At 65.3% G+C, this 10,399-nt stretch carries 11 protein-coding genes; 3 read left to right on the top strand and 8 right to left on the bottom strand.

Features of this window, described 5'->3' with window-relative positions:
• Positions 1–254: 254 nt before the first annotated feature.
• Both ruvB and ruvA read right to left on the bottom strand, forming a co-directional pair.
• The gene (ruvB, locus tag IE113_RS03195; protein WP_189538929.1) at positions 255–1,292 is read right to left on the bottom strand and encodes a Holliday junction branch migration DNA helicase RuvB; all 1,038 of its coding nucleotides are present in this window, start codon (positions 1,290–1,292) and stop codon (positions 255–257) included.
• Positions 1,289–1,891: a Holliday junction branch migration protein RuvA gene (gene ruvA, locus IE113_RS03190; RefSeq protein ID WP_189538928.1), complete on the bottom strand. Its 603-nt coding sequence runs from the start codon at positions 1,889–1,891 to the stop codon at positions 1,289–1,291. The genes ruvB and ruvA overlap by 4 nt, the downstream gene beginning before the upstream one ends.
• A 100-nt stretch (positions 1,892–1,991) precedes the next feature.
• Between ruvA and IE113_RS03185 the strand changes: the two genes are divergently transcribed.
• Positions 1,992–3,458, top strand: coding sequence for a glycosyltransferase family protein (locus tag IE113_RS03185; protein ID WP_189538927.1), 1,467 nt, complete (start codon positions 1,992–1,994; stop codon positions 3,456–3,458).
• On the opposite strand, the gene ruvC is transcribed toward IE113_RS03185, so the two are convergent.
• The 6 genes from ruvC to IE113_RS03155 form a co-directional block, all read right to left on the bottom strand.
• Complete coding sequence (gene ruvC / locus IE113_RS03180; RefSeq protein ID WP_189538926.1) at positions 3,455–3,922, bottom strand: crossover junction endodeoxyribonuclease RuvC; 468 nt, start codon at positions 3,920–3,922, stop codon at positions 3,455–3,457. The two genes, IE113_RS03185 and ruvC, sit on opposite strands and share 4 nt — an antisense overlap.
• Position 3,923: 1 nt before the next feature.
• Positions 3,924–4,274 carry a DUF3147 family protein gene (locus IE113_RS03175; protein WP_189538925.1) on the bottom strand — a complete coding sequence of 117 codons (351 nt, stop codon included), beginning with the start codon at positions 4,272–4,274 and terminating at the stop codon, positions 3,924–3,926.
• Between the two features lies 1 nt (position 4,275).
• On the bottom strand, positions 4,276–5,019 hold the full coding sequence (locus IE113_RS03170; RefSeq protein ID WP_189538924.1) for a YebC/PmpR family DNA-binding transcriptional regulator: 744 nt from the start codon (positions 5,017–5,019) through the stop codon (positions 4,276–4,278).
• Between the two features lie 55 nt (positions 5,020–5,074).
• Positions 5,075–5,392, bottom strand: coding sequence for a heavy metal-binding domain-containing protein (locus tag IE113_RS03165; protein ID WP_189538923.1), 318 nt, complete (start codon positions 5,390–5,392; stop codon positions 5,075–5,077).
• Between the two features lie 165 nt (positions 5,393–5,557).
• Positions 5,558–5,794, bottom strand: a complete 237-nt coding sequence (locus tag IE113_RS03160; protein ID WP_189538922.1) for a DUF2312 domain-containing protein — start codon at positions 5,792–5,794, stop codon at positions 5,558–5,560.
• 98 nt (positions 5,795–5,892) lie between these two features.
• Complete coding sequence (locus IE113_RS03155) at positions 5,893–6,222, bottom strand: DUF1244 domain-containing protein (protein ID WP_189538921.1); 330 nt, start codon at positions 6,220–6,222, stop codon at positions 5,893–5,895.
• Positions 6,223–6,331: 109 nt separating this feature from the next.
• On the opposite strand from IE113_RS03155, the gene pyk reads away from it, so the two are divergent.
• Together pyk and IE113_RS03145 are read left to right on the top strand one after the other, a co-directional pair.
• Positions 6,332–7,786, top strand: a complete 1,455-nt coding sequence (gene pyk / locus IE113_RS03150) for a pyruvate kinase (RefSeq protein WP_189538992.1) — start codon at positions 6,332–6,334, stop codon at positions 7,784–7,786.
• A 275-nt stretch (positions 7,787–8,061) separates the two neighbouring features.
• On the top strand, positions 8,062–10,365 hold the full coding sequence (locus tag IE113_RS03145) for a TonB-dependent receptor (RefSeq protein ID WP_189538920.1): 2,304 nt from the start codon (positions 8,062–8,064) through the stop codon (positions 10,363–10,365).
• The last annotated feature ends 34 nt before the right edge of the window (positions 10,366–10,399 follow it).

Raw genomic sequence — 10,399 nt, 5'->3', positions numbered from 1 at the left:
CAAAAAGTGCGCAACAAAAGGCCGGACAAAAGACCGCACTCGATCACGCGTTCATAAGTTCAGAAAATCCTTGCAAACCGAGCGGCATCCACAAAAGGAAGGTTAAAGCCTCAACGCTGTTAACCTTGATTCCGCTGTCCCGGCGCGGGATTCCGGCGAATTAACCACGCCGCCGCAGACAAGTGTCTCATTCTGAAACCGAATTATGCGCAAGTGCGACTGCCGGAGGCGAAAATCCGTTAACCTTCACCCGTTTACGGCGAATCGAATAGCCCCCCGATCTGGCCGCCCACACCGCCACCCGGCGGGGCAATTCCCAGGTGCTGCCAGCCCCGGTCGTTCAGGCAGCGCCCGCGCGCGGTGCGGGCGATCAGGCCCAGCTGGATGAGGTAGGGTTCGACCACTTCCTCGATCGTGTCGCGCGGTTCGGACAGGCCGGCCGCCAGCGTTTCCACGCCCACCGGCCCGCCTTTGTAGATATCCGCGATCATGTGCAGGTAACGCCGGTCCTGCGCGTCCAGCCCCAGCCCGTCCACTTCCAGCCGGGTCAGCGCATCATCGGCAATGGCGCGCGTAATCACCCCATTGCCGGCAACATGGGCAAAGTCGCGCACCCGCCGCAGCAGCCGCCCCGCCACGCGCGGCGTGCCGCGCGCGCGCCGGGCAATTTCCCGCGCGCCGTCCGCGTCGATCCCGATCCCCAGCAGCCCCGCCCCGCGCGTCACCACGCGTTCCAGTTCCGGCTCGGTGTAGAAGTTCAGCCGCACCGGAATGCCGAACCGGTCGCGCAGCGGTGTGGTCAGCAGGCCCTGCCGTGTCGTCGCGCCGACCAGCGTGAAGGGCGGCAGATCGATCCGCACCGAGCGTGCCGAAGGCCCTTCCCCGATCATCAGGTCGAGCGCGCGGTCCTCCATCGCGGGATAGAGCACTTCTTCGACCACCGGGCTCATCCGGTGAATCTCGTCGATGAACAGGACGTCGCCCGCTTCCAGATTGGTGAGCAGCGCAGCCAGATCGCCCGACTTGGCGATCACCGGGCCGGACGTCGCCCGGAACCCCACCCCCAGCTCGCGCGCGACGATCTGCGCCAGCGTGGTCTTGCCCAGCCCCGGCGGACCAAAGAACAGCACATGGTCCATCGCCTCACCGCGCGATTTCGCGCTTTCGATGAACACCCTGAGGTTATCCTTCGCCGCCGCCTGCCCGACAAACTCGGCCAGCGTCTTGGGCCGCAGCGCCGCGTCAGCGTCCTCGATCTGGCGATGCGCGGAAAGGAGGGGGTTATCGGTCATCCCGCCACCCGCTTCAGCGCCACACGCACCAGGTCATTCAACCCCGCCCCGTCGCCCAGTTCGTCGAGCGCCCGCGCAACTGCATCCGTCGCGACGTTGGGCTTGAAGCCGAGGTTTTGCAGCGCCGAAACCGCGTCCGCGCTGGCCGATCCGGCGGGGGCGGCGGCCACGCCGGGGGCGCCGGGGATGGTGGGCAGGCCGCCGGCCTTGTCCTTCAATTCGTTGACGATGCGGGTGGCGATCTTGGTCCCCACGCCTTGCGCGCGGGATACCATCGCGACGTCGCCACCCGCGCAGGCGCGTTGCAGTTCCTCGGTACTGAGCGCGGAGAGGACGGCCAGCGCCATCTTGCTGCCCACGCCCTGCACCCCGGTCAGCAGCCGGAACCATTCACGCTCGCCCGCGCTGCCAAAGCCGATCAGGCGCATGTCGTTTTCCGACACCTGCAATTCGGTGTGGAGCGTCACCCGGTCCCCCCGCACGCCCAGCGCGGCGAGCGTCTTGACCGAGCAGTGGACGAGGTAGCCCACCCCGTTCACGTCGATCACTGCCCAGTCGGGGCCGAAATCATCCAGCAGGCCTGTCAGCTTTGCGATCATGCTTTGTTCTATTGCACAGGGTGAAATCGCGGGGAAGGGAAAAGGTGCGCGCGTGCGAGCGGCGGTGACAGGGTGCCCCCGCCCGGCTATGCCCTTGACGATGCAGGGGCAAACCGGATCGTCGCGCGGCTGGATACTGGCCATCACCGCCGTGGTGCTGGCCGCGCTGGTGCTGCGCTGGCGGGCATTTTCGCCGTTCGACATCAGCCACGCCGATGAATTGATGCAATACCTGGAACAGGCCAAGCGGCTCGCCACCGGGCAGGGCATCGTGCCGTGGGAATACCGCTATGGCGCGCGCAACGGGGGCATTGCGCAGATCCTGAGCGTGCCGTGGTTGCTGGGTGAGCGGTTCGCGCCCGGCACGCTGGGGGCGATGCTGCTGGCGCGGTGGAGCTTTGTGCTGCTCACCCTGCTCGCGCTCCCCGCCGCATGGAAGCTGGGCGCGCTGACCGGCCGGGCGCAGGCGCTGATCGCGCTGCTGGTCGCGGCGGTGTGGTATGAAAGCGTGCTGTTTTCCACGCTGCTGCTGTCCGAAGTGCTGGCAACCGGGCTGATCGCCTGCGCGTTGCCGCTGCTGCTGGCAGACGAGCGCCGCGCGGGCGCGCTGCGCTGGGCGGGGCTGCTGCTGGGGCTGGGCGTGGTGGTGCGGTTGCAGTTCGCGCCGTTCGCGGCGGTGGTGGCGCTGCTGACCTTGCGGACCGACTGGAAGGCGTGGGGCCAGCTGGTGCTGGGCGGGCTGGGCGCAGCCGTGATCGGAGGCCTCAGCGATCTGGCGATGGGGCGCTGGCCGTTCGAATGGGTCTGGGTCAATTTCAACTACAACATCGGCGAAAGCCGCGCCGCGCGGTTCGGCGAGAACGGGCCGTTCGATTACTTCACCTGGCTGGCGGTCCACCTGGGCCCCGGCGCGCCGCTGATCGTGGCGGCGGCGCTGGCGGTGCCCGCGCGCTATCGCCCCGTGCTGTGGGCGCTGGCGGCGAACATCGTGTTCCACAGCCTGATCACGCACAAGGAATACCGCTTCATCTGGCTGTCCACCTTCCTGCTGCTGGTCATGGCGGCCATCGGCAGCGTCGGCCTGCTGGAACGGCTGCGCGCCGCGCGCGGCACGAAGGTTGGACCGGCGCAGCTGGTGCTGCTGGGCGCGGGCTGGATCGTGCTGTCAGTGACGGCGGAGCAGATGTCCGGCGGTGCCGGCGCGATGCGCGGCGGCGGGCCGATCCCGCGCGTGGTGCAGGATCATGTCCGCGCCGGATCGGCCTGCGGCATCGCCCTGCCCGACCAGTGGCGCGCGCATCTGGTGCCCGCGCTGCTGCCGCGACAGGCCCCGCTCTACATCGCGCCCGAAGGCGTGGTTGCGCGCGGAGAGCGGCTGCCCCGCGATCTGGCCGCGGCAGCCAATACCCTGGTGTTCGAGGATCGCCCGGTCGGCGCGGGCGATTACGTGCAGGTAAAGTGCGAGAGCAACGGGCCGGTCAAGGCCTGCCTCTATGTCCGGCAGGGCGCGTGCACGCCCGCGCCGCAGTGGTCCTATCAATCCGCGCTGGAACGCGAAGACCTTTAGCGCACCATGTGTGCGTGGGTAATGGCGACCGCCAGCGCGTCCGCCGCGTCGGCCCCGGCCAGTTTCACCCCCGGCAGCAAAACTTTCAGCATTGCCTGAACTTGCGCCTTTTCCGCCGCGCCGGTGCCGACCACGGCCTTCTTGATCAGCCGCGTGGCATATTCCGCCACCGGCAGACCCGCGCGCGCCAGGGTGAGCAGGCACACCCCGCGCGCCTGCCCCAGCTTCAGCGTCGACTGCGGGTTCTTGTTGACGAACACTTCCTCGACCGCGCTGGTATCCGGGCGATAGCGCAGGATCACGTCGGTCAGCTCGCGGTCGAGCGTGACCAGACGGTCGGGCAAGGCCATAGCGGCATCGGTCTTGACCTGCCCATTGGCGATGTGGGTCAGCCGGTTGCCCGACTTGGCGACAATCCCCCAGCCGGTGCAGGTCAGCGACGGGTCCAGACCGATGATCAACATGTCACAGCCGCAGGCCGAGGCGCGGGCCGACCTGCATCATCAGCAAGTAGAGCACGATGGTCAGCACGCAGCCAACCGCCAGTGCCGACCAGAAGCCGAAGCCCCCGCGCAGCATCGCCGGGATCAGCAGGAACATCGGCAGCGAGGGCAGGACGTACCAGAACGTCGCCTCGGCATGAACGGCCATGTTCTCGGCATCGGGGCGCTGGTGCCACAGCAGCATCATGCCCAGTACCGACACTAGCGGCAGCGACGCCACCAAGGCACCGAGCGTGGGCAGACGCTTGCCGATTTCCGCGATCGCGACGATCAGCACCCCCGAAAGCAGTGCCTTGGCGATCAGCTGGAACATGTCAGCCCAGCTTCTCCATTACCGCGTCGGAGATTTCGTAGTTGCCCCACACGGTCTGAACGTCGTCATCGTCGTCCAGCACGTCGATCAGCTTGAGCAAGGTCTTGGCGGTGTCTTCGTCCACATCGACCTTCAGGCTGGGCTTCCATGCCAGCTTCACGCCTTCCGCTTCGCCCAGCACCTTTTCCAGCTCGCGCGCGACCGGGTGGAGGTTTTCCACCGCGACCCAGATCGCGTGGCTGTCGGCGTCGCTTTCCACGTCGTCCGCGCCGGCTTCGATCGCGGCTTCAAGAACCTTGTCCTCGTCGCCCACGCTGCCGGCGTACTCGATCAGGCCGAGGCGTTCGAAGCCGTGGCTGACCGCGCCCGACGCGCCAAGGTTGCCGCCGTTCTTGGCGAAGGCGGTGCGTACGTTGGTAGCGGTGCGGTTGCGGTTGTCAGTCAGCGCCTCGACGATGAGCGCCACGCCGCCGGGGCCATAGCCTTCATAGCGCACTTCTTCATAGTTTTCCGCGTCGCCCTTGCTCGCCTTTTCGATGGCGCGCTGGATGTTGTCCTTGGGCATCGACTGGGCCTTGGCCGCGTTCACGGCGGCGCGCAGGCGCGGGTTCATGTCAGGATCGGGCATGCCCATCTTGGCGGCCACGGTGATTTCGCGGGACAGCTTGGAAAACTGCGCCGAGCGCTTCTTATCCTGCGCACCCTTGCGGTGCATGATATTCTTGAATTTGGAATGGCCTGCCATGGGAACGCCGTCAGCTAGGGGTGGATTTGGCCCGCCCCTAGCCGGTTAGAGGCGATCAGACAACCACGGCAGTGCCCGAACAGCTGACCATCAGCATCGACCCGTTGGAGCCGAGCACTTCGTAATCGATGTCCACGCCGATCACGGCATTGCCGCCAAGTGCGGCAGCCTGGGCTTCCATTTCCTCCAGCGCCTGCTTGCGGGCGCGGGCCAGCACGTCCTCATAACTCCCCGAACGCCCGCCAACGATGTCGCGCACGCTGGCGAACAGGTCGCGGAAGATGTTCGCGCCGACGATCACTTCGCCGGTGACGATGCCGTAATACTTCTGGACCGGCAGGCCCTCGATCGAATTGGTAGTAGTGGAAATCATGGGGAGCGGCTCCTCCTGAAAGTGGCTCAGACCAACAAGATAGGATGCGCTCCCCCGATTACCAAGAAATTCGGTCCGGGCGGACTGGTGTCATATCCAGAACCGCGTTTCGGCTGTTACGGTTTCGGCCCGAAATCGCTCTATCGCGAATTTCGCAGGAACAACTCAGTCAAGGCCGAGCGCAGCCTTGTAGGTGTCCAGGATCATGTCCATTTCGCGGCGATCATCAGGCTTCATCTTCCGCAGGCGGACAATCTGGCGCATGATCTTGGCGTCGTAACCCACGGCCTTGGCTTCGCCATAGACGTCCTTGATGTCGTCCTGGATGCCCTTCTTTTCTTCTTCCAGACGCTCGACGCGTTCGATCAGCAGGCGCAGGCGGTCGTCGGTATTTTCGGCCATCGGGAACTTCTCCGGATATAATCAGCGGGTGAATCGGTTGCACGCCCTCTAGCGAGCGGCAGGGCTTCGGGCAAAGCGGCGGCTGTGGAAATCCGGCGTCAGTGATCGTTCAGCTTGAGGCTGGCTTCCATGCGGGCCAGCTGCTCCGCTGTCGCCTCGGTCTGGAAGCGCTCTTTCCATTCCGCAAAGGGCATCCCGTGGATCACCGCCCGCGCGCCGGCCTTGTCATAAGGCGCGCCGGCCTCGACGATCCAGTCGGCCAGGCAGTTGCGGCAAAAGCCGGACAGGCCCATCAGGTCAATGTTCTGGGCATCGTGGCGGTGGCGCAAATGCCGCACCAGTCGGCGGAACGCAGCGGCAGCGACGGCATCTTCCAGCGTATCCAGGGGATCGCCGGGGGCCGCATTCGTATTTTCGGAACAGCTCATGGGGTAGGTCCTTGGGTTTTCAGGCGCGCTTTGCCATAGGGGCAGGCGATAACGGAAGGGAAGCACAGTGGCCAAGATCGATCAGCACGGCGCGGCACCAAAAGGCGCGATGACCCGCGGACGCAAGGTCAAGATCCTCGCCACGCTCGGCCCGGCCAGCCGCTCGCCCGAAATGATCGAAAAGCTGCTGCGCGCCGGCGCCGATGCGTTTCGCGTGAACATGAGCCACGGCGATCACGAAACCCACGCCGAAACGATCGCCGCGATCCGTGCGGTGGAAAAGGCAATCGGTCGCCCCGTCGGCATCCTGTGTGATTTGCAGGGCCCGAAGCTGCGCGTCGGCCAGTTCGCCGGCGGCAAGGCGGTGATCCGCCACGGCAGCCACTTCACGCTGGACCGCAATCCCGCCCCCGGTGACGAAACCCGCGTCTGCCTGCCGCATCCGGAGTTGTTCGGCGTGCTGGAAAAGGGGCAGCGCCTGCTGATCGACGATGGCAAGCTGCGTCTGAAAGTGATCCGGGCGAGCGAGGACGCGATCCTGTGCTCGGCCGAAGTCGGCGGGGTCATTTCCGACCGCAAGGGCGTGAACGTGCCCGATGCGGTGGTGCCCGTACCCGCGCTGACCGAAAAGGACCGCCGCGACCTGGCCTTCGCCGTGCAGCACGGGGCGGACTGGATCGCACTGTCGTTCGTGCAGCGGCCCGAGGATGTCGCCGAGGCCCGCCGCCTGATGGGCGGATATGGCGCGCTGATGGCCAAGATCGAAAAGCCGGCCGCGATTGACCGGCTGGACGAGATCATCGAACTGGCGGACGCGATCATGGTGGCGCGCGGCGATCTGGGGGTGGAACTGAACCCCGAGGAAGTGCCGCCGCTGCAGAAGATGATCGTCGCCGCCACGCGCCGCTCCGGCAAGCCGGTGGTCGTTGCCACGCAGATGCTGGAATCGATGATCGAAAGCCCCGCCCCGACGCGCGCCGAAGTGTCGGACGTGGCAAACGCGGTCTATGACGGTGCGGACGCGGTGATGCTATCGGCCGAAACCGCCAGCGGGGCCTGGCCGGTGGAGGCCGTGACGATCATGGACCGGATCGCCAGCCAGGTGGAACGCGACCCCGGCTATCGCCAGCAGGTCAGCTTTGCCGAAGTGCTGCCCGACCACACCACCGCCGACGCGCTGGCCCAGGCCTGTGCCTCGATCATCCAGACGGTGGCAATTTCGGGCGTGATCGTGTTCACCGGATCAGGCTCGACCGCCCGCCGCGTGGCACGCGAACGCCCTGCCGCGCCGATGCTGGTACTGACCCCGTCGCAGAAGATCGCGCGGCGGCTCGCCCTGCTGTGGGGGGCGCATGCGGTGACCACGAAGGATATCGGCAGCTTCGAGGAAATGATCGCCAAGGGCAAGCGCATGGCGCTGCGCCACGGGTTCGGGGTGGCAGGGTCAAAGCTGGTGACGCTGGCCGGGGTGCCGTTCGGCACGCCGGGTTCGACCAACCTGCTGCACGTGGTCACGCTGACCGGCGATGAACTCAGCCGTCACGCCAGCCAGTCGGCCAGCTGAAACCCGGGTTTCAAGCCACTGAAAAGTGCGACATCCCTGCAACGCTCCGGCCAAAATGCGGTGAATTGAGCCTGGCGCGGCAAAGGACGAAGGCTGCCGCGCCCGCCACACCAAAGGTATGCTTTCCGTAGCGAAATTTCCCGCTGTGCAGCTCCGCGCGCCGTGCAATCGCCAAAACGGGTGCGCAATTTTATTCCAATCGCCCGTTGCAAACGCAGAGCGAGCGCCTAAGTGCGCCCCGCTAAACACAAGCACGGGTCTTTCAGGGAGTTGATATGACCATGAATTATCAGGCGAAGCTGCTGCTCGCCGGAGCCAGCCTGCTGGCCTCCGCGATCGCAACCCCTGCCTTTGCGCAGGAAGAAGAAGGCAGCGCGATCGACGCGCTGACCGCCGACATCGTCGTCACCGCGACCAAGAAGAAGGACGTGGAGAACGTCCAGGCCGTTCCGCTCGCGATCACCGCGTTCAGCCAGGGCAGCCTGGAAGCGATCAAGGTCCGCGACCTTCAGTCGCTGTCCTACAGCACCCCGAACGTGTCGCTTGATCAGGTTGGCACCTCGCGCGGGACTGCCAACTTCTCGATCCGTGGCCTGGGCGTGAACAGCTCGATCCCCTCGATCGACCCGACCGTCGGCGTGTTCGTCGATGGCATCTACATGGGCGTGAACAACGGCCTGGTGTTCGACATGTTCGACCTGGGTTCGGTCGAAATCGCGCGTGGTCCGCAGGGCATCCTGTTCGGCCGCAACACCACGGGCGGCGCGGTGATCATCAACACCGGCGATCCGACCCCGGATTTCCGCGGCAAGGTCAAGGCTTCGCTGGACGGCCCGGTTGACGGTGGGCGCGGCGGCGCGAACTTCTCGGTTTCGGGCGTGGTGTCCGGCCCGATCGTGACCGACAAGCTGAACTTCAAGTTCGGCGCCTATTTCAACAACGACGGCGGCTACTTCAAGAACCTGTTCGACGGTTCGAACCATGGCAAGGCCAGCACGGAAATCGTGCGCGGCGCGCTAGAATTCCGCCCGGCTGAAACCATCCGCATGGTCGGCAAGCTGGAATACTTCCACTCGAAGGGCGATGGCCCGTCGGGCCAGAACCACGGGATCTACAAGCGCGACACGTTCGATTTCGCGATCGACAACGCGGGCTTCTATGAAAACGAAACCCTGTTCGCCAGCCACAAGACCGAAATCGAGATCGGCGACGGCAAGCTGACCAACATCTTCGGCTGGCGCAATTATGACGCCTCGACCGGCGGTGACATCGACGCGACCGCCCGGTTCCTGTTCCACTCGAACACGCGCTTCAAGCAGGAGCAGTTCTCTGACGAACTGCGCTTCAACCAGCGCTTCGGGGCCCTTGACCTGACCACCGGCGCCTTCTGGTTCACCCAGAAGCTGCGGTATGACGAACTGCGGTTCTATCCGACGTTCATCAGCCCGCTGACCCAGTATGGCGGCGGCGCGCAGGATCACGACGTGCTGGGCCTGTTCGCTTCGGGTGACTTCGACGTCACCGACGCGCTGACCCTGACCGCCGGCGTGCGCTGGTCGAAGGAAACCAAGGATGTGGACATCACCTACATCCGCCCGCGTCCCGCATGCTCGATTGTCGATGCAACCTGCCCGCAGACCGGCAAGAACCCGATCATCCCGACCGAGAACAACGGCTTTTCTGACAAGATGACCTGGGAAAGCTGGAGCCCGAAGCTGGGTGCGCAGTACAAGTTCAGCAACCGCGCGCAGGTCTATGCCAACTGGACCCGTGGCTTCCGCTCGGGCGGCTATAACTTCCGCGTGACCAACGCCAACGCGTTCGAACTGGTGGCGGCAACCCGCGGCCTGTCCTTCGACGAGGAACAGGTCGACAGCTACGAAATCGGCGCGAAGTTCCAGACCGACGACCGCAAGCTGACGCTGAACGCGGCACTGTTCCGCACCGACGTCGGCAACATGCAGCGCGAAATCAACCAGGCTTCGACCTCGGGCGTTTCGCAGTCGATCTACAACACCGCCGATGCCAAGATCGAAGGCGCCGAAGCCGAAGTCCGCTTTGCCGCGACCAGCAACCTGCTGTTCACCGCGAACGTCGGCTACGTCAACGCGCGCTACAAGACGGTCAAGTTCGACCTGACCGGCGACAACGTGGTGAACGCGGCTGACCTTAGCCTCGATCTGCCGCGCACGCCCAAGTGGACGTACGGCGCCGGCGTGATTGCCGACTTCCCGGTGGGTGAAGGTTCGGTCACCGGCCGCCTGTCGTGGCAGCACCGCGATCGCTATGCCTACACCGACAGCAACTATGGCTGGATCACGGCGTCGGACAACCTGGAAGCCAACCTGGCGTGGAAGAACGGCAGCGGCCTGACCGTGTCGATCTATGCCAAGAACCTGCTGGACGAAGTGCAGCATGGCGGCGACACCCAGCTGGGTACCGCAGCGCAGATCCCGATCTTCGGTGGTCCGCTGTCGACTGGTGTTGACGTGCCGTTCGGTGCCAACCCGAAGGCTGGCAGCTTCTCGCCGCTCAACAAGGGCCGCGTGCTGGGTATCGAAGTCGGTTACGACTTCTGATCCTTGCGGTAGCGCAAAAGAATGGGGCGGCTGG

The sequence above is a fragment of the Novosphingobium arvoryzae genome (genome assembly GCF_014652615.1).
GTDB classification, from domain to species: Bacteria; Pseudomonadota; Alphaproteobacteria; order Sphingomonadales; family Sphingomonadaceae; genus Novosphingobium; species Novosphingobium arvoryzae.
Note: the sequence above shows the minus strand (reverse complement) of the source record. Positions and strands in the feature narration are given on the sequence as shown.